Origin of the sequence: Cytobacillus sp. NJ13, from assembly GCA_030348385.1 — a bacterium.
In the GTDB taxonomy this organism is placed as follows: domain Bacteria; phylum Bacillota; class Bacilli; order Bacillales; family Cytobacillaceae; genus Cytobacillus.
Genome location: JAUCFP010000006.1, coordinates 4,579,107 through 4,603,865 on the forward strand (window position 1 = coordinate 4,579,107; position 24,759 = coordinate 4,603,865).

The 24,759-nt window shown below is 41.2% G+C and carries 21 protein-coding genes; 20 read left to right on the forward strand and 1 reads right to left on the reverse strand.

Going from position 1 to position 24,759, the window contains the following annotated elements; translation table 11 throughout:
* Positions 1-129 precede the first annotated feature (129 nt).
* The gene (gene ytvI, locus QUF73_22550) at positions 130-1,251 is read right to left on the reverse strand and encodes a sporulation integral membrane protein YtvI (protein MDM5228888.1); all 1,122 of its coding nucleotides are present in this window, start codon (positions 1,249-1,251) and stop codon (positions 130-132) included.
* A gap of 226 nt (positions 1,252-1,477) precedes the next feature.
* Between ytvI and QUF73_22555 the strand changes: the two genes are divergently transcribed.
* The 20 genes from QUF73_22555 (at position 1,478) to ytxC (ending at position 24,444) form a co-directional block, all read left to right on the forward strand.
* Positions 1,478-1,939 carry a DUF441 domain-containing protein gene (locus tag QUF73_22555; protein ID MDM5228889.1) on the forward strand — a complete coding sequence of 154 codons (462 nt, stop codon included), beginning with the start codon at positions 1,478-1,480 and terminating at the stop codon, positions 1,937-1,939.
* A 666-nt stretch (positions 1,940-2,605) separates the two neighbouring features.
* Positions 2,606-3,727, forward strand: coding sequence for a citrate synthase (gene citZ, locus QUF73_22560; GenBank protein ID MDM5228890.1), 1,122 nt, complete (start codon positions 2,606-2,608; stop codon positions 3,725-3,727).
* Positions 3,728-3,933: 206 nt separating this feature from the next.
* A complete protein-coding gene (icd, locus tag QUF73_22565) occupies positions 3,934-5,202 on the forward strand; it encodes an NADP-dependent isocitrate dehydrogenase (GenBank protein ID MDM5228891.1) in 1,269 nt (422 codons plus the stop codon).
* A 376-nt stretch (positions 5,203-5,578) separates the two neighbouring features.
* On the forward strand, positions 5,579-6,520 hold the full coding sequence (gene mdh, locus QUF73_22570; GenBank protein MDM5228892.1) for a malate dehydrogenase: 942 nt from the start codon (positions 5,579-5,581) through the stop codon (positions 6,518-6,520).
* Between the two features lie 446 nt (positions 6,521-6,966).
* On the forward strand, positions 6,967-7,443 hold the full coding sequence (locus tag QUF73_22575) for a MaoC/PaaZ C-terminal domain-containing protein (GenBank protein MDM5228893.1): 477 nt from the start codon (positions 6,967-6,969) through the stop codon (positions 7,441-7,443).
* A 227-nt stretch (positions 7,444-7,670) separates the two neighbouring features.
* Positions 7,671-8,387 (forward strand): response regulator transcription factor, encoded by a 717-nt coding sequence (locus QUF73_22580; GenBank protein ID MDM5228894.1) that lies wholly within the window; start codon positions 7,671-7,673, stop codon positions 8,385-8,387.
* Positions 8,384-10,159, forward strand: a complete 1,776-nt coding sequence (locus tag QUF73_22585; protein MDM5228895.1) for an ATP-binding protein — start codon at positions 8,384-8,386, stop codon at positions 10,157-10,159. The genes QUF73_22580 and QUF73_22585 overlap by 4 nt, the downstream gene beginning before the upstream one ends.
* Positions 10,160-10,405: 246 nt before the next feature.
* Positions 10,406-11,371 (forward strand): FtsH protease activity modulator HflK, encoded by a 966-nt coding sequence (gene hflK, locus QUF73_22590; GenBank protein ID MDM5228896.1) that lies wholly within the window; start codon positions 10,406-10,408, stop codon positions 11,369-11,371.
* Positions 11,364-12,296: a protease modulator HflC gene (locus tag QUF73_22595; protein ID MDM5228897.1), complete on the forward strand. Its 933-nt coding sequence runs from the start codon at positions 11,364-11,366 to the stop codon at positions 12,294-12,296. The genes hflK and QUF73_22595 overlap by 8 nt, the downstream gene beginning before the upstream one ends.
* Before the next feature lie 124 nt (positions 12,297-12,420).
* Positions 12,421-15,054 (forward strand): DNA polymerase I, encoded by a 2,634-nt coding sequence (gene polA, locus QUF73_22600; protein MDM5228898.1) that lies wholly within the window; start codon positions 12,421-12,423, stop codon positions 15,052-15,054.
* Between the two features lie 354 nt (positions 15,055-15,408).
* Positions 15,409-16,236, forward strand: coding sequence for a DNA-formamidopyrimidine glycosylase (mutM, locus tag QUF73_22605; GenBank protein MDM5228899.1), 828 nt, complete (start codon positions 15,409-15,411; stop codon positions 16,234-16,236).
* Positions 16,237-16,330: 94 nt separating this feature from the next.
* Complete coding sequence (gene ytaF, locus QUF73_22610) at positions 16,331-16,966, forward strand: sporulation membrane protein YtaF (protein ID MDM5228900.1); 636 nt, start codon at positions 16,331-16,333, stop codon at positions 16,964-16,966.
* Positions 16,967-16,990: 24 nt separating this feature from the next.
* Positions 16,991-17,590 carry a dephospho-CoA kinase gene (gene coaE, locus QUF73_22615; GenBank protein MDM5228901.1) on the forward strand — a complete coding sequence of 200 codons (600 nt, stop codon included), beginning with the start codon at positions 16,991-16,993 and terminating at the stop codon, positions 17,588-17,590.
* Positions 17,591-17,836: 246 nt separating this feature from the next.
* Positions 17,837-18,868 carry a glyceraldehyde-3-phosphate dehydrogenase gene (locus QUF73_22620; protein MDM5228902.1) on the forward strand — a complete coding sequence of 344 codons (1,032 nt, stop codon included), beginning with the start codon at positions 17,837-17,839 and terminating at the stop codon, positions 18,866-18,868.
* Positions 18,869-19,191: 323 nt separating this feature from the next.
* Positions 19,192-19,566: an adenosylmethionine decarboxylase gene (speD, locus tag QUF73_22625; GenBank protein MDM5228903.1), complete on the forward strand. Its 375-nt coding sequence runs from the start codon at positions 19,192-19,194 to the stop codon at positions 19,564-19,566.
* A gap of 139 nt (positions 19,567-19,705) precedes the next feature.
* Positions 19,706-20,110 carry a hypothetical protein gene (locus QUF73_22630; protein ID MDM5228904.1) on the forward strand — a complete coding sequence of 135 codons (405 nt, stop codon included), beginning with the start codon at positions 19,706-19,708 and terminating at the stop codon, positions 20,108-20,110.
* Between the two features lie 114 nt (positions 20,111-20,224).
* Positions 20,225-20,686 carry a transcriptional regulator NrdR gene (nrdR, locus tag QUF73_22635; protein MDM5228905.1) on the forward strand — a complete coding sequence of 154 codons (462 nt, stop codon included), beginning with the start codon at positions 20,225-20,227 and terminating at the stop codon, positions 20,684-20,686.
* 136 nt (positions 20,687-20,822) lie between these two features.
* Positions 20,823-22,259, forward strand: a complete 1,437-nt coding sequence (locus QUF73_22640; protein MDM5228906.1) for a replication initiation and membrane attachment family protein — start codon at positions 20,823-20,825, stop codon at positions 22,257-22,259.
* The gene (gene dnaI, locus QUF73_22645) at positions 22,259-23,188 is read left to right on the forward strand and encodes a primosomal protein DnaI (protein MDM5228907.1); all 930 of its coding nucleotides are present in this window, start codon (positions 22,259-22,261) and stop codon (positions 23,186-23,188) included. Before QUF73_22640 ends, dnaI begins: the two co-directional genes overlap by 1 nt.
* 371 nt (positions 23,189-23,559) lie before the next feature.
* Positions 23,560-24,444 (forward strand): putative sporulation protein YtxC, encoded by an 885-nt coding sequence (ytxC, locus tag QUF73_22650; GenBank protein MDM5228908.1) that lies wholly within the window; start codon positions 23,560-23,562, stop codon positions 24,442-24,444.
* Positions 24,445-24,759 lie beyond the last annotated feature (315 nt).

The following is a 24,759-nucleotide window of genomic DNA, read 5'->3' on the forward strand; positions in this document are numbered from 1 at the left end:
GCGGCTTGTTTATTTTATTGGCATTTGTATTTTTTGACGTATTACACCTTTTGGTTATGTAAAGTGCCAAATAGGTAATCCATTACATAGCCTGATTGAAAGCGATGCCCATATTTCAGGTTCTTCATCTTAATCTGCTTCTTCATTGCCTTTTATAAACATCCAGATATCCCTGAATACTCCAGCTTTATGAAGAGTGGTGATGAGTACAAGAGTAACCGGCCCGGCGATTAAGCCCAGAAATCCAATCAGTTTAAAACCGACAAATAAAGCAATCAGAGTAGCTAAAGGATCAAGACCAATGCTTGATGAAAGAATTTTTGGCTCCATAATCTGGCGCTGCACCAACACGATGATATAAAGAATGCCAAGTCCGATTGCCCTGCTCATTTCTCCCCCAATTGCCTCATAGATGATCCATGGCACAAAAACGAGCCCTGTTCCGAGATAGGGAATGATATCGACAAGACCAGTCACAAGTGCAATTGTAATAGCATAATCGACACGCAAAATCAGCAGTCCGGCAAGTATAATAACAGTGGTAATGGATACTAAGGTAGCCTGTGCTTTGACAAAGCCAAACAAGGCCTTCTGCAGATCGGCAAATACAGTTCTGCCGCTCTTTTTTGCACGGCTGGGCAGTATGCGGCTGAAGTGGCCTGACAGCCTATGCCAATCCTTGCTGATGAAAAAAGTGGCCAGCAGCGAGAAAATCAGGACAGTTGCTGCATTGGGAAACCAGGAAAGGATGTTTGGGATTTTCTCGAAAAATGCCTGGATAAAATCTCCCAGAGTGGAGCCAAATTGCTTCCCGACATTTTCTATGTTCGTCATTATGGTATCCTGCTGGCCTGTACCAAGATTATTAAATAAACTTGCAAGCTGGTTATAAAGAGGAATGATTTGCCCAGCAAAAAACTGCTCAATAAAGCCAATTAAAGTATCGAGGTGCTGCGGCACAACTTTTGCCAAATAATCCGCACCTGATACGATCTCTGCTACCAGCAAGGTGATTAATCCAGCAAAAATGGCAAAGATAAGAATCAGAGCGATGAGGACTGCAAGAGCCCTGGGGATTTTCCATTTAACTTCCATCATGTTGACAAAGGGATTTATTAGAAAGGCAATAGCCAGTCCAATAATGAAAGGGTAAGTCACTTTGGATAAATATAAGAAAGCATAGAGACTTAAGATCACTACTCCAATGACAAAGAAAAATCTTACGGTCCGATAGATATATGCCGGGTTCAAGTAATAGCCTCCTTATTTAATTAGAACAGACTAAGTCATTGCAGCTGCCGCTTTTATGTAATGTTATTAGTCATATCATACATTATTTTTGATGGAGCTAAAAATAATTAGCTATTGTCTAGTAATACTTATTCTATTTATTAAAATGCGGTAAAGAACTCATAAATTATTAAATTGAAATAAATTATGTTACGATAATATAGAAAGCTGGCAGGTGAATTAGCAAATGTTTTCCCAATCGCTCATTTTTTTGTTTCTTTTGCTGGGTATAGGTGTAATAGCAAAAAATCAATCATTGATCATTGCTGTCTTTGTATTGATTGTCCTTAAAGCAGCCGGCCTCGATTCAAAAGCCTTTTCATTCCTGCAGTCCAAAGGGATTAACTGGGGTGTAACCATTATTACGATCGCTGTCCTGGCACCTATAGCAAGCGGTGAAATCGGCTTCCGGGATTTAGGCGGAGCATTCAAGTCCCCTTATGCATGGGTTGCCCTTGTATCAGGGATTGCAGTTGCGCTTTTGGCAAAAGGCGGCATCGTTCTGCTCGCTGAAGACCCTCATATAACAACTGCTCTTGTTCTTGGGACCATTCTTGCTGTTTCCCTTTTTAAAGGTGTTGCCGTCGGTCCTCTGATAGGGGCAGGAATTGCGTATATGGCAATGAAAATCTTTGAGCTCTTTAAATGAATGACTAAAGTGCTCATGATAGATTTTTTGAAAAGAAGAAAGAAAACTTTGAACTTTGATGTCTGTCTAGCGCAAGCAGCCTATCCCCTCGAGGTGTCGGGGATGGGCAAAGCGCTTCCGCTTTTCTTATTGCCCTTGGGCAATTAATGTAAATAAACTTTTTTTGAAAAATAATATTTTTTAACATTTTAAGTGCTTTTCATTCACAAAAGTCAGATAATTGTTTATAATAGGACTTGTAAGCGTAACCTATTTCACGGTACCTATTATATTCAGTTAAGCTCTATTAAAATGTTATTAATATATTTTCTTTTTTTCTATTCAGAAAAAATGTAAGCATTTTCTTTTTTTTAAAGAGTACCGAGCAACCGCTCGATGGAATGCAAGCCAAAAGAAAGTTTATTTCTTCCGTATATCGGGGAGTGCCCTTTCACTAAATGGAAGTTTCACCTTTCATGGTTTTGGTCTGTAGATCGGCTAATACAGCCGGCTTTGCAATGGCTGTCCTGCAGCCCTATAAAGTGTTCATAATAAAGATAATACAGAATGTGGACATGACAAGGAAGCTTTTCTGAAAAATGAAAAATCAGGTTCGGCTTACTTATGTTTAATGTACAGACAAAAATGGGTATGGGGAAATTTTATTATGTAAAGGAGAGATTCGGTATGACAGTAACACGCGGTCTTGAAGGGGTAGTAGCTACTACTTCGTCTATCAGCTCCATCATAGACGATACATTAACCTATGCAGGCTACAATATTGATGATTTGGCTGAAAATGCAAGCTTTGAAGAGGTTATTTATCTTTTATGGCACAGAAAGCTTCCTACTCAATCCCAGCTGGATGAGTTAAAGAGTCAGCTTGCAGCAAACTACTCTCTTCCAGAGGAAGTTCTGAACCATTTTAAAACATATCCAATCGAGAAAGTGCATCCAATGGCTGCCCTTCGTTCTGCAGTGTCTCTATTAGGACTTTATGATGAAGAAGCAGACCAGATGGATGAAGAAGCAAATTATCAAAAAGCAATTCGCCTTCAAGCTAAAATGCCTGCTATCGTAACGGCATTTGCTAGAGTAAGAAAAGGCCTTGAGCCAATTGCTCCTAGAACAGATCTTGGATTTGCAGCCAACTTCCTATACATGCTTACAGGCAAAGAGCCTGAACCAATCGCGATTGAAGCATTTAATAAAGCGCTAGTTCTTCATGCTGACCATGAACTAAATGCTTCCACTTTTACTGCACGTGTATGTGTAGCCACATTGTCAGATATCTATTCCGGAGTTACAGCTGCAATTGGCGCTTTAAAAGGGCCGCTGCATGGCGGTGCCAATGAAGCGGTTATGAAAATGCTTACTGAAATCAGCACTCTTGAAAATGTGGAGCCTTATATCCGTGAAAAGCTTGAAAAGAAAGAGAAAATCATGGGCTTTGGGCACCGTGTATACCGTCAGGGCGACCCTCGTGCCAAGCACTTAAGAGAAATGTCCAAAAAGCTTACAGAACTTACCGGGGAACCACACTGGTACGAAATGTCCACGCAAATTGAAGCGATTGTTACCGGAGAGAAAAAACTTCCGCCAAATGTCGACTTCTATTCTGCATCTGTATACCACAGCCTGGGAATCGACCACGACCTGTTCACGCCGATTTTCGCTGTAAGCCGCGTATCTGGCTGGCTGGCTCATATTCTCGAACAATATGAGAATAATCGTCTGATCCGCCCTCGTGCTGACTATACAGGCCCGGGAATGCAAAAATACGTGCCAGTAGAGCAAAGAGGCCTTTAAAAAGCAGAAACCAGATTAATAGAACTAAAATTACTACTCAGCATTTTACTTTTTATTAAAAAATTGCTGTAATAGAGAGAGCAGGGAAAAGGTTAGGGGCAAATGCCTTCTAACCTTTGATTCTGATATACTGATGCAGTATCGTGCCGCAGACTATATAAATAAAAAGGCTGATGCTCGCACTTTTCAAAATGGAGGGTATAACAATGCAAGGTGAAAAAATAACAGTTACTAATGGTGTATTAAACGTACCAAACAATCCAATCGTTCCTTTTATCGAAGGAGACGGAACAGGTCCTGATATTTGGGCAGCAGCTTCCCGTGTATTGGATGCATCTGTTGAAAAAGCATATAAAGGTGAGCGCAAGCTTGTCTGGAAAGAAGTGTTAGCAGGAGAAAAAGCTTTCAATCAGACTGGTGAGTGGCTTCCTTCTGAAACACTTGATGTGATCAATGAATATCTTATTGCGATTAAAGGACCATTAACAACACCAATCGGCGGCGGCATCCGTTCCCTGAACGTTGCGCTTCGCCAGGAGCTTGACCTATTCGTGTGCCTGCGTCCGGTCCGCTGGTTTGAAGGCGTTCCTTCTCCAGTTAAGCGCCCTCAGGATACTGACATGGTTATTTTCCGTGAAAATACTGAAGATATTTATGCCGGCATTGAGTATGCAAAAGGCTCTGATGAGGTTAAAAAGCTAATTTCATTCCTTCAGGATGAAATGGGCGTTAATAAGATCCGCTTCCCGGAAACTTCAGGCATCGGCATTAAGCCTGTTTCAGAAGAAGGAACCAGCCGCCTTGTACGCGCTGCCATCGAGTATGCAATCAAAGAAGGCCGCAAATCTCTAACACTTGTACATAAAGGCAATATCATGAAATTTACTGAAGGCGCCTTTAAAAATTGGGGTTATGAGCTTGCTGAAAGGGAGTACGGAGAAAAAGTATTCACTTGGGCACAATATGACCGCATTAAAGATGAGCAGGGTGTTGAAGCTGCGAACAAAGCACAGGCAGATGCAGAAGCAGCCGGCAAAATTATCGTTAAAGATGCGATTGCTGATATTTTCCTTCAGCAGATCCTTACCCGTCCAAAAGAGTTTGATGTTGTTGCGACAATGAACTTGAACGGCGATTATATTTCTGACGCACTTGCTGCACAGGTTGGCGGCATTGGTATTGCTCCAGGAGCAAACATCAACTATGAAACTGGACATGCGATCTTCGAAGCAACTCATGGTACAGCTCCAAAGTATGCTGGCCTAGATAAGGTTAACCCTTCTTCTGTTATTCTTTCAGGTGTATTAATGCTTGAACACCTTGGATGGAACGAAGCTGCAAACATGATCGTTAAATCTATGGAAAAATCTATCGCTTCTAAAGTCGTAACATATGATTTTGCCCGTCTAATGGATGGAGCAACTGAAGTGAAATGCTCTGAATTTGCAGACGAATTAATTAAAAACATGGAGTAAGAAAAGCGGAAGCGCCTTGATCAGCCCCGACAGGCATAAGACGAATCACACAGGAAATCCTGATTTCTGGAGTGATTTGGCTTATGACCCGAGGGGCTAGGTGCTGGAGCTAGACAGTTATCGAAGTTCAAAATTTTATACTTTTTTATTTATGAAAAAATCAAAAGCGCCTTTAATAAAAGGCGCTTTTGGCTAATATACTATTTCTGCAGTGTTATTTAGATTGCTTCTTGGGGAAACTTCTGCAGCTGGACAGCTGGCGATTTTTGTAAGTGATGAATGTGTAAAGCTAATAGGATGGCTGTTTAATAAAACAGCCTCTTACATAAGGAATGCAAATTCCTGATACTTTCATTTCCTAAAGGAGGAACTGCTCATGTCATTGAAACGAAAAAAGATTTCTGTAATCGGTGGGGGATTTACTGGTGCAACAACCGCATTTTTGCTTGCCCAAAAGGAACTTGGAGACGTTGTGCTGGTCGATATTCCGCAAATGGAAAATCCGACAAAGGGAAAAGCTCTTGATATGCTTGAAGCAAGTCCTGTTCAAGGATTCGATGCGAACATCACGGGTACTTCAAGCTATGAAGATACAAAGGACTCTGACATTGTCGTTATTACAGCAGGCATTGCACGGAAGCCAGGCATGAGCCGGGACGACCTTGTGCAGACGAATCAGAAGATTATGAAAAGTGTAGCTCAGGAGATTGTAAAACATTCCCCAAATAGCTATATTGTTGTTCTGACAAATCCAGTCGATGCGATGACCTATACAGTCTTCAAAGAATCAGGATTCCCCAAAAACCGTGTAATTGGCCAATCAGGCGTTCTTGATTCAGCGCGATTCCGCACATTTGTGGCACAGGAACTGAATTTGTCTGTTAAAGACATTACAGGATTCGTACTTGGCGGACACGGTGATGACATGGTTCCGCTAGTCCGCTATTCATATGCAGGCGGCATTCCTTTGGAAACATTAATTTCAAAAGATCGTCTTGATGCCATTGTTGAGCGCACACGTAAAGGCGGCGGGGAGATCGTCAACTTATTAGGCAACGGAAGTGCATACTATGCACCAGCTGCTTCCCTTGTGGAAATGTGTGAAGCTATCCTTAAAGATCAGCGGCGTGTACTGCCTTCCATTGCTTACCTTGAAGGAGAATATGGCTACGAAGGAATCTATCTGGGTGTGCCTGCAATCCTTGGAGCAAACGGAATTGAAAAAGTAATAGAACTTGAACTGACAAGCGAGGAAAAAGCTGCCCTCGATAAATCGGCAGATTCAGTTCGCAAGGTAATGGAAGTTTTAGCGTACTAAGGAAAGATGGCTAGTTTTTTCCCTGCAGCTGTCTCAGTTTAATCGCTGAGTTGATTGGAGCGGAGGTCACTTGATCCTCGAAAATGCTATCGCATTTCCTTCGTGCGGTGTTGATTCAAGGGAGATTATTCAATGTCCTGCGGGAGCTGCGGGACAGGTGAGACCCCACAGGCGCAAAGCGCCGAGGAGGCTCACCGCCCGCCCCGCGGAAAGCAAGTGACCGCAGCGGAAATCAACGTGCAGAATTCTTAAGCTAATCAATAACTTCGGAAAATAAATAGTAAAAAATTCGGGGGCGACTCTCCGAATTTTTTTACTGGAAGCCCTTTTGGGAAATAGTATAAAATGATATCATATAAAAAATAGACTGAATAATTTAAAATATTTAACAGTCTATTTTTTACAGCAACTATGTAAACGGTTACAATACTTGGAGGTGCTTAGATATGCTGCTTGGAAAGAAAAGAAAACTGGGAAGAACCATTGATGAAATATCTGTTGGCGAAAAATTGACGCTTACAGAAAAAATAGAAGATAAGGACCTATTGCTGTACCTGGGCTTAACGAACGATGCAAACCCTTTATATATCCAGCATGATTATGCCTCACAAACACCTTATAAAAAACCGATTGTACCAAGTGTTATGCTGAATGGCATCATTAACTCTGCCATATCAAAATATTTGCCGGGGCCGGGAAGCCATGTTTTAAAGCAGGAGATTGAGTATGTGAAGCCTGTCTATCATTATGGCACCGTTCAATTTTTATTTGAGGTAACAGAAGTGAACACCTCAAGTCATACCGTACAAATTAAGGTACAGGGAACAAATGAAGAGGAGCAGACGGTTATTAACGGACAGCTCCTTATATGCCCGCCATACAAGCCACAGCCAATGGATGGGAATGCTCTGGATAATTTCTGATAGCAAAAAGATGTGCAGCAAACGCACATCTTTTTTTTATGAAATCCAGTCCTATCCAACAATTGATCCGAAAAAAATTCATGAAATATAATATAATATAGGTATATGGCAAATAGGGGTTTGAAAGGCAGGAGGGATACCTGCTTTTATAAAAATTGCTGACACTCCAATGGTGCTGTTTCAGCCGAGGTTTCAAACAGGGGTAATTCATTCACTCGGAGGATCGTATGGATAAGAAAATTCTAGTTGTAGATGACGAACAATCTATCGTAACTTTACTTCAGTATAACCTGCAGCAGGCGGGCTATGAAGTGATCACAGCCATGGATGGCCAGGAGGGAAAAGATCTGGCCATTTCTGAAAAGCCGGATCTTATTGTACTTGATCTTATGCTTCCAAAGCTTGATGGAATTGAAGTATGCAAACAGCTTAGACAGCAGAAAATTGCGACACCTATTTTAATGCTGACTGCCAAGGATGATGAATTTGATAAGGTTCTTGGCCTTGAATTGGGTGCGGATGATTACATGACAAAACCTTTCAGCCCCCGGGAAGTGGTTGCCAGAGTTAAAGCCATCTTAAGGAGAACTCAATATGTGCCTGAGGCTGCTGAGGAGAAAACGGAAGAAGGAGATTCTTTTAGGATTGGCGGCCTGAAGATATTTCCGCAGCATTATGAAGCTTATTTTGAAGATGAACTTCTTGAATTAACACCGAAGGAATTTGAATTGCTATTATATCTTGCCAAGAATAAGAGCCGTGTTCTTACAAGGGATCAGCTTCTTAGCGCAGTCTGGAATTATGATTTTGCGGGAGACACAAGAATCGTTGATGTACATATTAGCCATTTAAGAGAGAAGATTGAAACCAACACTAAAAAACCTGTATATATAAAGACCATTCGCGGACTGGGCTACAAATTGGAGGAGCCTAAAGGAGAATGAACACGTTTCGCACCCGCCTGCTATTCGCATTGCTCACTTTAATTCTGGTTGTTTTAATTGCGTTAGGTCTTCTTTTAGGCCAGCTTTTTAAAAGCTATTATTTAAATACATTTGATGCCCGTCTGCAAAAAGAGTCTGAACTGGCATCGAGCTATGTTGAGGGCAACGGAGGCATTGGCTCCCTTAGTATTGATAAAGTCAATGAGTTCGGAGAGATTCTTGATTTGCGAGTAACTGCTACTGATAGCAAGGGCAGAATATTAATGGACAGCAGCGTCAAAAGCGAGACAACAAAAAGCAGGCATCAGGAAATTATATTAGAAGTCTTAGAAAAGGAATCTGCAAATGAATCAGGATTGGAAGTGGGCGGAGGGTTTAATCTGCACTATTATTGGCAGCCTGTCATGATAAATGGCGAGAAGGAAGGCTATATCTTCTTAAGCACAAAGATGGCTGAATTCCAAAAGGCTTATCAGCAGATTTGGTGGATTTTGACTATCAGCATGGGGGTTTCCTTATTTGTGATTATTCTGCTTGGATCAAGAATTACGGCACGATATACAAAGCCTATCGAGTCAGCCACAAAGGTTGCGATTGAACTTACAAAGGGAAACTACCGGGCAAGAACATATGAAGATCAGGAAGACGAAACAGGTATGCTGAGTAAATCTATCAATGTATTGGCGAGGAATCTTCAGGAAATGGTGAAGTCCCAGGAAATGCAGCAGGACCGGCTTGGAGCTCTCATTGAAAACATGGGAAGCGGCCTGATTCTTATTGACAGCAGAGGCTATATTAATTTAATGAACCGGCCATACAAAGAGGTTTTCAATGTAAATCCTTCCGAATACCTATACAAACTCTATTATGAAGTGATTGAGCACAAAGGTATTACCGAAATGGTCGAAGAAATTTTCATGACTGAGCAGAAAGTAAAAAAGCAGCTTATAATTCCCGTCAATATCGAAAGACGTTACTTTGAAGTATATGGAGTCCCGATTATTGGCACGAATGACGAATGGAAAGGGATTTTGCTTGTTTTTCATGATATTACAGAACTGAAGAAGCTTGAGCAGATGAGGAAGGATTTTGTAGCGAATGTTTCCCATGAATTGAAAACACCTATAACTTCTATAAAGGGTTTCTCGGAAACTCTTTTGGATGGTGCGATGGAAAACAAACAGGCTCTGAATGATTTCCTCAGTATCATCCTGAAGGAAAGTGATCGTCTCCAATCTCTTATTCAGGAGTTGCTGGATCTATCGAAAATCGAAAAGCAAGGATTCAGTCTATCCATTCAGCAGCTGGATTTGACTGATGTGCTCGAAGATGTGATGGCCATCATGAAGGGGAAAGCTGCAGAAAAGGAAATTGTTTTTGAATATCAGAGAGATGAAAAACCGGTATATATCGAAGCTGATGTTCACCGGCTTAAGCAGGTGTTTATAAATATCATATCAAATGCAATTTCTTATACGCCGAATAAGGGGATCATCTATATTTCGGCGGCAAAGACCGGCAGCACAGTTTTGACTGAAATAAGGGATACGGGGATTGGAATTGAAGCCAGTGAAATTCCTCGTATTTTTGAACGTTTTTATCGGGTGGATAAAGCCAGAAGCAGGAATTCCGGCGGTACAGGACTGGGCCTTGCAATCGTAAAACATCTGGTTGAAGCACATAAAGGATCCATCTCAGTAAAAAGTGAGGTCGGCAAAGGCACCTCCTTTATAATTGAACTTCCTAAAATGAATAATGAAAAAAATGGGTGAAGTGGCAGGATTAACTTTACATTATTTTTACAGCAGATTTATGTACCCTTTACATTCCGCTGATAAAATCATAATTGTTAAACCCCTTCATCCAAGGAGCCATAGAAAAAGGTGAAAGCTGACCCCGCTTTCGCCTTTTTCATTTTTGATTTTCTTTCTTTTTTAACTTTTGTCATATTTTTGAAACCTTTACGTAAATAAATCGTATGAAAAGTTATAGGAAGCGCTAGGGAAGGGGAGAGAGGAATGGTCAGCTTAAAGCGAATTTATACAATCGCAGGGCTAATTCTGGCAATTGTTATTTTAAGTATAGTTGCCTTTACAACATGGTACACCGTCGATGAATCGGATCAGGCAGTCATTTTAACATTTGGTAAAGTAGAGGAAGGCATTACGGAGCCGGGACTTCATTTCAAATTGCCATGGCCTGTCCAAAGCGTGGAGAAGCTTTCAAAAGAAACTTTTTCCCTGCAGTTTGGATATGAAGAAAAAGACGGAGAAATAAAGGATTTTCCTGATGAGACAAAGATGATAACCGGTGATGAAAATATCGTTCTGGCAGATCTAGTTGTACAGTGGAAAATTACGGATCCGGAAAAATATCTTTATAATGCTGAAGATCCAGAAGAAATTCTATATGATGCTACTTCCTCATCCTTAAGAAGTATTATAGGAGGATCTAAAATTGATGATGCGCTAACTTCAGGGAAAGCAGAGATTGAAGCGGATGTCAGAGAGCTCCTAACCTCTTTAATTGGCAAATATGATATTGGCATATCCGTTCTTGCAGTCAAACTGCAGGATGTGGAACTGCCGAATGATGATGTCAGAAAAGCCTTTACGGATGTAACAGATGCAAGGGAAACAGCCAATACCAAAAAAAATGAAGCAGAAAAATATAAGAACCAGAGAATGAATGAAGCAGAAGGTGAGAAGGAGGCTCTTGCCTCCAAAGCGGAAGGTGAAAAGGCGGCCCGTCTGGAAAGAGCGCGTGGAGATGTGGCAGTATTTAATAAATTGTATGGAGAATACAAGAATAATCCTGATATCACAAGTGAGCGGCTTGTCCTTGAAACGCTCGAACAAGTCCTTCCAGGTGCTGAAATTTACATTATGAATGACGATGGAAATACAATGAAATATTTCCCGATCAGGCCGCTTGAGAAAGAACAGGCCAAACCGAAAGAGGAAGCTGGTGCGGATAATGAGTGATCAAAATGTCGTAAATATCAATGAACGGGGCGGGAATTTCCAGTGGAGAAGTTATACCAAACTTGGAATCATCCTTGTGCTTGTCATTGCCGCACTCGTAATTCTTTTCAGCAACCTTTTTATTGTAAAGGAAGGAGAGTACAAGGTCATCCGTCAATTTGGAGAGGTGGTCAGGATTGAGAGCGAGCCTGGATTAACATACAAAATACCATTTATCCAAAGTGTCTCCACGCTGCCAAAATACCAAATGACTTATGACGTGTCCGAAGCTGAAATCAATACAAAGGACAAAAAGGTCATGATTATCGATAATTATGCAGTATGGAAAATTGATGACCCGAAGAAAATGATCTCAAACGCCAGAACATTGGAGGGAGCGGAGGCCAGAATGGAAGAGTTCATCTACTCCGTGACCCGCTCCGAATTGGGCAGGCTGAATTATGATGAAATAATTAATGATGAAAAGTCATCACGGGGATCATTGAATGATCAAATTACTACTAAAGTGAATGAATTGCTTTCTAATGATAATTATGGAATTACAGTAACAGATGTACGAATTAAGCGAACAGATTTACCGTCTGAAAACGAACAGTCCGTGTACACAAGGATGATTTCAGAGCGCCAGTCAACAGCCCAGGAATACCTGTCCAAAGGTGATGCCCAGAAGAATATCATCATTGCTGAAACGGACAGGAGTGTCAGGGAAATGCTGGCCAAGGCCCAGGCGGATGCGGAAGCAATCCGGGCGGAAGGAGAAGCGGGAGCTGCGAAAGTCTACAACGAAGCCTTCTCAAAGGATCCTGAATTTTATTCCTTATACCGTACGCTTGAATCCTATAAAAAGACCATTAATGGCGAGACTGTAATTGTTCTCCCTTCGGACTCACCATATGCCCGGCTGCTGATGGGGTATACGGATTAATAATTTATAACCCAAAAGCCGTTATTTTTCTTTCTCTATCTGCTCATGATAGAATAAAGGAAAATATCGGCTTTTTTATTGTGGGCAAGCCGCTTGCGCTTTTCTTAAGAGGAGGAGATATTAGTTGGATAAAAAAAAGCTTGTTCTGATAGATGGCAACAGCATCGCTTATCGGGCATTTTTTGCTCTGCCGCTTTTAAACAATGATAAAGGAATACATACAAATGCTGTCTACGGATTTACCATGATGCTGCAAAGGATTCTGGAGGATGAAAAACCAACTCATCTCCTTGTGGCGTTCGATGCCGGAAAAACAACCTTCCGCCATAAAACCTTCAGCGAATATAAAGGCGGAAGGCAGAAAACACCGCCTGAGCTCTCCGAACAGTTCCCTTATATAAGAGAGCTGCTGGATGCTTACGGGATTTCCAGATATGAACTGGAAAACTATGAAGCGGATGATATTATTGGAACACTGTCCCTGCATGCCGAAAAAGATGGCTATGAAGTTAAAGTTATATCAGGAGATAAGGATTTAACACAGTTAAGTTCCGATGCTGTAACAGTCAGCATTACCCGCAAAGGCATTACTGATATTGAAGAATACACACCAGCTCATATAGAAGAAAAATACGGAATCACTGCTGACAGGATTATTGATATGAAGGGCCTAATGGGAGATAGTTCAGATAATATCCCAGGCGTACCTGGAGTTGGTGAAAAAACAGCCCTTAAATTGCTGAAAGAGTTTGGAACCCTTGAAGAGCTCTTGGATTCTGTTGATAAGGTGAGCGGCAAAAAACTGAAAGAAAAGCTGGAAGAATTCAGGGATCAAGCTTTAATGAGCAAAGAACTTGCCACTATCACCAGAGAAGCTCCTGTTGAAATTAAAATTGAAGACATTGAATATGAAGGATTTGAAAAAGATAAAGTCATAAGCATCTTTAAAGAACTAGGCTTTAACTCTTTACTGGAAAAGCTTGGCGGAGACACAGAAGCAGTCGAAGAGAATTTGGAAGAAATTGAATTTACCATTGCAGATGAAATTAAGGAAGAGATGTTCTCGGATGAAAATGCATTTTATGTTGAACTTCTAGAAGATAATTACCATTATGCAGACATCATTGGTTTTTCCGTTGCGAATGAAAAGGGGAATTTCTTCTTCTCTAAAGATACGGCTTTAGAGTCTGATGTTTTTAAAAAATGGGCTGAAGATGAAACCAAAAAGAAGACAGTATATGATGCAAAAAGATCGGAAGTCTCACTCCGTCATCATGGTATTCATCTAAAAGGGGCCGATTTTGACCTTTATATTGCTTCTTATCTTATTAACCCGTCTCAGACTATTGAAGATATGGCCTCAATAGCAAAAAATCATGACTATAATGCGATTCAATCTGATGAAGCTTTTTACGGAAAAGGAGCAAAAAGGCGGATTCCGGAAGAAAAGGAACTTGCCGGGCATTTGGCAAGGAAAGCAGCGGCCTTGATGACATTGAAGGAAAAACTGGATAGTGAATTGAAGGAAAACCAGCAATCCGAGCTGTTTTATGACCTGGAAATGCCGCTGTCTCTGATTTTGGCTGATATGGAATCAACCGGTATTAAAGTGGATCTTGAGCGCCTGAAAACAATGGGACAGGACCTGCTCTTCAAATTGGATGAAATCGAAAAGCGCATACATGAGCTTGCCGGGGAAGCCTTTAATATCAATTCTCCAAAACAGCTCGGTGTGATCCTTTTTGAAAAATTAGGGCTGCCTGTCATTAAAAAAACCAAAACAGGTTATTCCACATCTGCTGATGTCCTGGAGAAACTTGAGAACAGCCATGAAATTATCCGGGACATTCTGCATTACCGCCAGCTTGGCAAACTTCAATCCACTTATATTGAAGGCCTGCTTAAGGTGGTTAACTATGAAACCGGAAAAGTCCACACCAGATTTAATCAGGCTCTTACACAGACAGGAAGGTTAAGCTCAACAGATCCGAACCTGCAAAATATTCCGATCCGTCTGGAAGAAGGGCGAAAAATCAGGCAGGCATTTATCCCTTCAGAACCTGGCTGGGCCATCTTTGCAGCAGACTACTCGCAGATTGAACTGAGAGTACTGGCTCATATTGCAGATGATGAAAAGCTGATTGAAGCATTTATTGAAGATATGGATATTCACACAAAAACGGCAATGGAAGTATTCCACGTTAATGCCGATGAAGTTACATCCAATATGCGGCGCCATGCAAAGGCCGTTAATTTTGGAATTGTCTACGGAATCAGTGATTATGGCCTTTCCCAAAGCCTGGGCATCACACGGAAAGAAGCGGGTAAATTTATTGACCGCTATCTTGAAAGCTATCCTGGCGTTAAGCAGTATATGGATGATATTATCCATGATGCTAAACAAAAAGGATATGTCTCGACCCTTCTTCACAGGAGAAGGTATCTGCCTGAAATCACAAGCCGAAACTTCAACCTGCGAAGCTTTGCAGAACGAACCGCCATGAATACACCAATCCAGGGAAGCGCGGCAGATATAATTAAAAAAGCCATGATTGACATGGCCGACCGCCTAAGAAAAGAAGAACTCAAAGCACGCCTTCTGCTGCAGGTTCACGATGAACTGATCTTTGAAGCACCAGAGGATGAAATAGAAACGCTCAAAAAAATCGTACCGGATGTTATGGAAAATGCAGTAGAATTGAAAGTTCCGCTTAAAGTGGATTATTCCTTCGGGCCAACGTGGTTTGATGCGAAATAAAAGTTGATCTTGAGGAATTTACTCTGCAAGTAATTCACTTAAAATGATTTTTCTTGTTGTGATATGCTAAGTGCTATTAAAGATCGTGTTAATTGGAGTGGAAGGTGCGAGATCCTCGAAAATGCATTCGCATTTTCTTCGTGCGGTGTTTACTCAAGGAAGCTTATTCAAAGTCCTGCGGGAGTGGCGAACCCAGGGAGACCCCACAGGCGCATAGCGCCGAGGTGGCTCCCGGAAGCCCCGCGGAAAGCGAGTGCCTGCAGCGGAAATTAACACACCAGCAAACAGGATTCAAAATATATCATAAAGCAAAGTCCAAAGCATTTTTAACTGATTTACAAAGGAGGGGGGACCATGCCGGAACTTCCTGAAGTTGAAACGGTCAGAAGAACATTGCAAGAATTGGTGATCGGCAAAACCATTGCACATGTTTCAGTTTTCTGGCCCAAAATGGTTAAGCATCCGGAAGAGCTTGCCCAATTCAAAGATGCTTTAGCAGGCCAAGTTTTTCAGGACATTGGCAGGAGAGGAAAGTTTCTAATACTCTATACCGATGGTTATGCCCTTGTGTCCCATCTGAGAATGGAAGGCAGGTACGGACTCTTTTCAAAAGAAGAACCTGTTGAAAAACACACTCATGTGATTTTTCATTTTACAGATGGCACTGAGCTCAGATATAAGGATGTCCGTAAATTTGGAACGATGCATCTATATGCAAAGGGCGAAGAATTTAAGACTCTTCCGCTGGCACACCTGGGACCGGAACCATTTGCAGAAGAGTTTACGGCAGACGACCTTGCTGCGAGACTTGCCCGGACCACCCGCAATATCAAAACTGCACTTCTCGATCAGAAAACGATCGTAGGGCTAGGGAATATTTATGTCGATGAAGCATTATTCCGTTCACGAATACATCCTGAAAGAGCGGCAAATAGCTTAACAAGGAGCGAATTGGAGACACTTCACAAAGAGATTTCGGATACCCTGAGGGAAGCAGTTGATAAGGGAGGGAGCACCATTCGCTCCTATGTTAATTCTCAGGGGCAAATTGGCATGTTTCAGCTCGAACTTTTTGTGTATGGGCGAAAAGGGGAGGATTGCAAAGTCTGCGGAAGCACGCTTGAGCGGATCGTGACAGGAGGCAGGGGGACAGTTTACTGTCCAGCTTGCCAGAAAAAATAATAAAGAAGAATAGAGCTGAAATGCGTTTCGAATAACATTGGATGGGCTTCTTCCATATACTATCGTAGCGATTGACAGGAAGGAGCTCTATTCTATGGCGCATACATTCTCACTTTTGATACTTGCTTTTGCTGTCAGTCTTGACAGTTTTAGTGTCGGTTTAACCTATGGCTTAAGGAAAATGAGAATACCATTTAAATCGATCAGTATAATCGCTTGCTGTTCAGCTATAACATTAATGGCTGCCATGACAATTGGCCATTTTATAGAAGCCTTTTTATCTCCGGCTTTAGCTGAAAGTCTAGGGGGAGTCATTCTTATTTTTCTTGGTGCCTGGGTTCTTTATCAATTTTTCAGGCCTGAAAAGGTTAAGGATGTTCTGCCGCATGAAAAAACGATTGTAAACCTGGAAATCAAATCTCTTGGGCTTGTCATTAATATCCTGAAAAAGCCGATGTCCGCTGATTTTGATAAATCCGGAACCATCACAGGAATTGAAGCACTTATGCTCGGGCTCGCTTTATCGCTTGATGCTTTCGGAGCTGGAATCGGTGCAGCCATGCTTGGGTACTCGCCTTTCTACCTGGCAATGACAGTCGCCGTTATGAGTTCTTTGTTTGTGTTTATGGGAATGCAGGTAGGATCCCTCTTCTCCAAAAGCGGATGGGTCCATAAGTTCTCATTCATCCCTGGCATTATTCTAATCGTAATCGGGATATTAAAAATCTAGCATTTTATATGAAAGGAACACACTATGTCACTGACTGTAGGTTTGACAGGCGGGATTGCAAGCGGGAAAAGCACCGTTTCATCTCTCCTCATCGAAAAAGGATACACTGTAATCGACGCGGATATAGAAGCCAGATTAGCTGTTGAAAAAGGAGAAGAAGCTTATCAGGAAATTGTCCGTCATTTTGGGGAAAGGGTTCTGCTTAAAGACGGTTCAATTGATCGTGCAGAACTGGGTTCCATTATTTTTCATGATGAAAAAGAGCGGAAAGTCTTAAATACCATTGTACATCCTGCCGTCCGCAAAAGAATGACAGCCAAAAAGGAACAAGCTTTCAGCCGTAATGAACAGCTGGTTATTCTTGATATACCGCTTTTATTTGAAAGTAAATTACAATACATGTGCGACAAAACATTATTAGTTTATGCAGATGAAGGTATACAGCTGCAGAGGCTGATGCAAAGAAATCAGCTTTCCGAGAAAGAAGCAATGGCAAGAATCCATTCCCAAATGCCTTTAAGAGAAAAGAAGGCATTGGCCGATGCAGTAATCGATAATAATGGCAGGATTGAAGAAACAGAGAAACAATTGTGGGATATTTTAAGAGAATGGAATGCTATCTAAGGGCCTGTCACAGGCTCTTTTTTTTGTTCCATTTAATACCCAATTAGTATGACAAAATAAACATATTGTTTCTGTATTTTAGGCCATTCCCCCATAAATCCTGTTGAAAGTAAAGAACTCATATTTCTGAATTGTTAAACATTAAAAAATCCGCATTTAGTTCATCACAAATGATGTTTAATATGTTATACTAATTACATCTTAGGGTAACAAAAAGTATAACACTAATGCGGAAGGGGCCGTAACATGAAGGCGAGAATAGCGATTAATGGTTTTGGAAGAATTGGACGTATGGTTTTTAGAAAAGCCATCCTTGATGAAAACCTTGAAGTGGTTGCCATAAATGCAAGTTATCCAGCTGAAACTTTGGCACACTTAATTAAATATGATACAAACCACGGACCATTCGATGGAAGTGTCGTTCCAGAAGACAATGCTATTGTAGTGAACGGCAAAAGTGTTCAGCTTGTCAGCAACCGGAATCCTGAAGAACTTCCGTGGAAAGAATTGAACATCGATATCGTCATTGAAGCTACAGGAAAGTTCAATTCACGTGATAAAGCAGCTCTTCACCTTGAAGCCGGAGCAAAAAAAGTAATTCTTACTGCACCTGGAAAAAATGAAGATGTGACTATTGTTATGGGCGTAAATGAAAGCGCATTAAAAATTGAAGAACATGATATTATTTCAAATGCATCATGTACAACAAACTGCCTTGCACCTGTTGCAAAAGTCCTTGATGAACAATTTGGCATTGAAAACGGACTTATGACCACAGTTCATGCATATACAAACGACCAAAAAAATATTGATAACCCGCATAAGGATTTACGCCGGGCACGTGCCTGCGGACAGTCCATAATCCCTACTTCCACTGGTGCCGCCAAAGCTTTGTCGCTGGTATTGCCTCACTTAAAGGGCAAATTACATGGAATGGCACTCCGTGTCCCAACGCCAAACGTTTCTTTAGTTGACCTCGTGGTGGACTTAAAGCGCGACGTTACAATAGAAGAAGTGAATGCGGCATTTGCAGCTGCCTCACAGGGATCGCTGCACGGTATCCTTGATATTACTGACGAACCATTGGTTTCAATTGATTTCAACACAAATGAACACTCTGCCATCATTGATGGATTATCTACAATGGTAATCGGCACCAGCAAAGTGAAAGTACTTGCATGGTACGATAATGAGTGGGGCTATTCTTGCCGCGTTGTAGACTTAACAAAATTTGTTGCACAGGAACTATTCCAGGCATCTGCAGTAAAAATTGGTTAATTGCCAGTTTCTCTTAATATAAAACTACCCATACCCTTAAAGCCTGCCATTCCCCGGCAGGCTCCTTTTATTGGACAAAATTAAATCCTGAGAAGGAAAAGTCTTCAGAAATTTTGCCAAAAAAAATGTAAAACAATGTGTTGCAAAAAGAAATTAAACAAAGTATACTAATCCTCGTGAACTTCTCCGAGGTTTTGGTATGGTAGCTACTTAAAGGGTTAGGACCTCTCTGGACTAACTTTCCCCCGTGGTAGTTATGGACCAGTTTAAATCTGGAATTTCATTAATTAATAGCTTAAAAGTTTAAAGGGGGAAATTTGAATATGGAAACTATGGGTCGTCACGTAATCTCAGAACTTTGGGGATGCGATTTTGAAAAGTTAAATGATATGGATTTTATTGAGCAGACATTCGTAAATGCTGCATTAAAATCTGGTGCTGAAATTCGCGAGGTTGCATTTCATAAGTTTGCGCCACAGGGTGTAAGCGGAGTGGTTATCATCTCTGAATCTCATTTAACTATTCACAGCTTCCCGGAGCATGGCTATGCCAGCATTGATGTATATACGTGTGGAGATCTTGACCCTAACATCGCTGCAGACTTTATTGCAGAATCGTTAGGAGCTCAAACGCGTGAGAATATCGAAATTCCTCGCGGTATGGGTCCAGTTCAAGTTAAACAAGCTCAAGTACTTTAATAACAGAATGAACTTAGGCAATCCAGAGGTGTATTCAATACACCTCTTTTTATTTTGCTTAAATACACTGCCACTGCCTTTAGTATCTTCAGCAAAAATAGTACAATAAGGATACATAATAAATAACGGAGGAAAGAGGATGTCTATTTTCAGGCAGCTTGCCAGCCGCTATAAAAAGCAGTGTGAAACAAATGAAAACCACTCTGATCCTGAGCTCACTACAAGATATTATAGAAGCAATACAGCTCAAATGATGCAGACGATTGAAGATTTATTCAAAGCAGACCAAAATGTGAACATTCTCAGCATTTCCAAAGAACACGGCGAGATTGCAGCAGAAATTAAGAAAGATAAATCTTGTTTTGCCATTGTCACAGTCGTGACTGTCAGGCCATTTGAAACGGCTGTAGATATCAATATGTCAACTGAGCAATCCTCTCCGGCAGGTGTACACCCAATACTTAAAAGAGAAGTTCTTTCCATTTATGAGAAGGTAAATAAACGGCATGATTTTCTAGGTTCTGCAAGAAACGCAGATAAATAGTTGTACTTGTACTGACAACTCCTTTTTTATAAGATAAGAGTAACAAATAAAATTCGGTAATTGGTCTAAAGCCAGCAAAATAACTTACTTATAAAAGAATTCGGAGCTGATTGTATGAGATGCCCTTCATGCCAAAACAATAATACCCGTGTTCTCGATTCCCGTCCTGTTGATGACAGCAGGTCCATTCGCCGCAGAAGGGAATGCGAGAAATGCGGATACCGGTTTACGACTTTTGAAAAAGTGGAAGAAATTCCTTTAATCGTTGTGAAAAAAGAAGGCACCAGAGAGGAATTCAGCCGGGAAAAAATACTGAGAGGCCTTATTAAAGCATGTGAAAAGAGGCCGGTTGCCCTGAAGGATCTGGAGGACATTACTTTTGAAGTGGAAAAAGAGCTCCGCAGCAACGGTGTCTCTGAAATAAAAAGCGATGAAATTGGCGAAATGGTCATGGACAGGCTCGCCAATGTGGATGATGTGGCATATGTTCGTTTCGCATCAGTATACAGGCAATTTAAAGATATCAATGTTTTCATTGATGAACTCAAAGAATTAATCAAAAAAGAACAATCTTAAATCAGGTCAGTTGCCGCTGTCCTTACTTTTTAATGAAATAGTTTGATGGGCTGAAGGATTTTCTTTGGCTCTTTTTTTACGATATATGCTTTTGAACAATATCATCATAATAACTCTTATAGAAAAGGTGAACACCATGGCCCAGCATTGGCAGGAAATGCTCCCCATAGATCGATATACAGTAGCAGCCAGCGGGCTTTTGCATGATTATGACCGAAAAGTGCTGACGCTTTTATACCAGCCGCTCATTGGCTCTGCGTGCTTCAGTTTATATATGACATTATGGGCGGAGCTTGAAGAAAATCGGCTATGGTCATCTTCAAATTCACACCATAGTTTAATGAATTTCATGGGCATGGGGCTTAAGGATATATATGAAGCCCGCCTCAAGCTTGAAGGGATAGGACTTTTAAAGGTATACGTAAACAAGGATGAAGAGACAAGGTCATTTATTTATGAACTTCTCCCCCCGCTGACACCTGAACAGTTTTTCCTTGATGGCATGCTCAATATCTATCTTTATAAGAAATTGGGCAGAAATCAATTTATGAGGCTGAAACGCTTCTTCTCTGACCAGAAGGTGCAGCCGGCCACAGGGTATGAGGAAGTAACAAAGGCTTTTCAGGATGTATTTCAATCTGGACACCCTGGTTCTTTTGAGGTTGACGATGAAGTGGTGCAGCTGATGAATGAATCAGAGGGGGAAGGGTATATTGGAAGGCAGGAGCAGGAAGGCATTCAAATCGGGAATGAAGATTTTAATTTTGAACTGCTTCAGGCTGGGCTGAATGAATCGCTTGTACCGAAAAAGGCCATTACAGTTAAAGTAAAGGAGTCCATCAGCAATCTTGCCTTTTTGTACGGAATCGACCCTATTCAAATGAAAAATATTGTCATGAGCGCTGTGAATGAAGATAACGAGATAAACATAGATGAGTTAAGAAAATCTGCTCGGGACTGGTATCAATTCCAAAACCAGGACCAGCTGCCATCCCTGATTGACAGGGTTCAGCCTGCCCTCCATCAGTCTCACAAAAAACAGCCTGAAACGCAGGAAGAAGAATTGATCCGCTATTTGGAAATCACCTCCCCAAGGCAGCTTTTAAAAGATATATCCGGAGGGGCTGAGCCGTCGAAAGGCGATCTGCAGATCATTGAGGATGTCATGTTCCAGCAAAAGCTTTTGCCCGGGGTAATTAATGTGCTGATTCAATATGTTATGCTCAAAACAGATATGAAATTGACCAAAGGCTACGTAGAAAAAATAGCTGGCCATTGGGCTAGAAAGAAAATAAAAACACCCCAGGAAGCTATTGCTTTAGCTAAGAAAGAACACCGGCAATACCTGGATTGGGCGGAAGGAAAGAAAACAGCCAGCACAACTGGAAAGAAAAAGAAGCCGATCAGAACAGAGATGCTTCCGGAGTGGTTTGATGAAAAAAGCAGTGAATCCGCCAAAAAGAAAGAGCCCCAGCAGCAAAACAGCGAAAAGGATCAGTATGAGCTGGAAATGAAAAAAAAGGAGCTTCATGAAAAATTAAAAAAACTGCGATCACAGGAGGTGACTGATTGATGGAGAAAATTAATGAAACATTAAGGCGCCTTGCGGGCAATGAAGGGTTTCAAAAAAGGTATGAAATGATGAGAAACCAAACGCTTAATCATCCTGAAGTAAAGGCTTTTATCCATACTCATCGGGATGAATTAACATCCGAGATGGTTGAAAAGAGCCTTAGCAAACTCTTTGAGTATACACAGCAGAGCAAGGAATGCAATAAATGTCCGAGCTTGGAGGGCTGTGTGAATTTTATGCAGGGCTATCATCCGGAACTTGTGATTCAAAGAGGATCTATCGATCTGAAATATGATAAGTGCCCGCGCAAGGTCATGCACGATGAGAAGCGGAGAAATGAAAAATTAATTCAGAGCTTATATGTACCATCTGATATCCTTCATGCCACTTTTGATTCCATATATGATGATGACGATCGCATTGAGGCTGTTGATAAGGCGGCATCTTTTGTTATGGACTACCAGCCGGGATCCAAGGGAAAAGGAATTTATTTTTATGGAAAATTCGGTGTAGGCAAATCTTATTTGCTTGGTGCTATCGCCAATAAGCTTGCAAGCCAGAAAGTATCCTCCATGATTGTCTACGTTCCTGAACTATTCAGGGAATTGAAAAATTCAATTGGAGATCAAACTCTTAACAGCAAAATTGAAACCATTAAAAAAGCACCGGTATTAATGTTCGATGACATTGGTGCAGAAACTATGTCCAGCTGGACAAGGGATGAAATCTTAGGGCCGATTCTGCAGTTCCGCATGCAGGAAAGCCTTCCAACCTTCTTTACGTCCAACTTCGACCTGCAGGGTCTCGAACATCATCTCTCTTATAGCCAGCGCGGAGAGGAAGAGAAAATGAAGGCAAGAAGAATTATGGAACGCATTAAATATCTGGCTGAACCAGTGCTTGTGGAAGGACCGAACAGAAGAGTATAATCTGAAAGCTGCCGATGAAATGTCCGGCAGCTTTTTTTATTATAGCTGTTTTCGCAAGGTGAGTTGCTGTTTGTATATTATTCGCTGAGTTGATTGTAGCGGAAGGTGCGAGACTCCTGCGGGAGTAGTGGGACAGGTGAGACCCCGCAGACGCGGAGCGTCGAGGAGGCTCACCGCCCGCCCCGCGGAAAGCGAGCAGCCTGGAGCGGAAATCAACGGACAACATTGATAGGCGGAAAACAACAATTTATCCGAAAAGAGGCATATAATATTTATCATAGTTTAATATACTAAAAGACAAAACCCCACTTCTAACTTGGCCAAGTCCGCCATATACATAGAACAGAGATTTGTATAAAGGGGGGATTTGGTTGATCGAAATCATTTTCCAAAGCAGCACGGATGCGAGGAATTTTTATGAGCATCTTTATGAACAGCTGCAGTTTTTTTGTCAATGTGATAATAATATTCTTCATTTTGAAGGTCAACATATAGTCAGAATTTCTGCTGATAAAAGCGGTGCTGTCCTGAATACTGTTAAGGAAGTATTTTTTCAATTTATAGTGAATCAGAAGCAGGATGATTGGTTTAAACGGATACTGATGGAGCATTATTATTATGAGGACGAAGGTGAGCAGCAGCAGATTCTTGAAATCATTCACTCTATTTTGGAAGGAAGCCGGGAGGATCTTGCTGCGTTTGTCAGTGGCCTGGATGTAAAAGAAAGTTTGAAAAGCGCAATTGATCAGCTGTTCCAGAATAACATTTCCTTTTCTTTTGATTCTTTCGTAAAATTCCGAATGCGGCCGCTTATGAATGAAATGACCAAATACGTTGAAGTTTCCATCGATGAATATAAAATGGAGCAGGAATATCAGATGTTTATTCATACATTGAGAGATTTCCTGTCAGGAAAGCAGCCAAAGATTAATACGATCCATGTCCTGATGGATGAAGGCGTTTATTTTTATGATGAGCAATTGTGCGAAATTAAACGCGGAGAGCTATTAAGAATGATTGACCGCAAGCTATTATCCAATCATCCTGTATACGTGGATTCCGTTACGATTGCGCCGCTGCTCTCAATCGCACCTTCAGCTATTTATCTGTATTCAGATGATTTCGATCAGCCGCTGGTCAGAACAATCCGCAATATTTTTGAAGAAAGACTTGAATTAAGCTCTATCGAAGCCTTTTATAATTATCAAAACACCCATCCTTATGCCGATGATGAAAAATGTAAAAGATACCCTTGATTTTCCTGAAATAACAAACTATAATAACGTACATATTATAAAAATCGAACAAAAGTTGCGATGAGGATATGGGTATTCTAATACGGTTTAAAGAGAGGGAAGGCAAGGCTGAAACCTTCCTAACACGATTCGAATGCTTACCGCCTCTGAACTCCAGCCAGGAAATGGGCTGGCGGGAAAAGACCGTTATCTTACTACAGAGTCGTTTTTCTTCTAAGAGAACGAGAAGTAGGGTGGAACCGCGTGTTAAATACAACTCGTCCCTTTTTTAGGGACGGGTTTTTTTATTTTTCAAGTGCAAAACGCTATAGCATC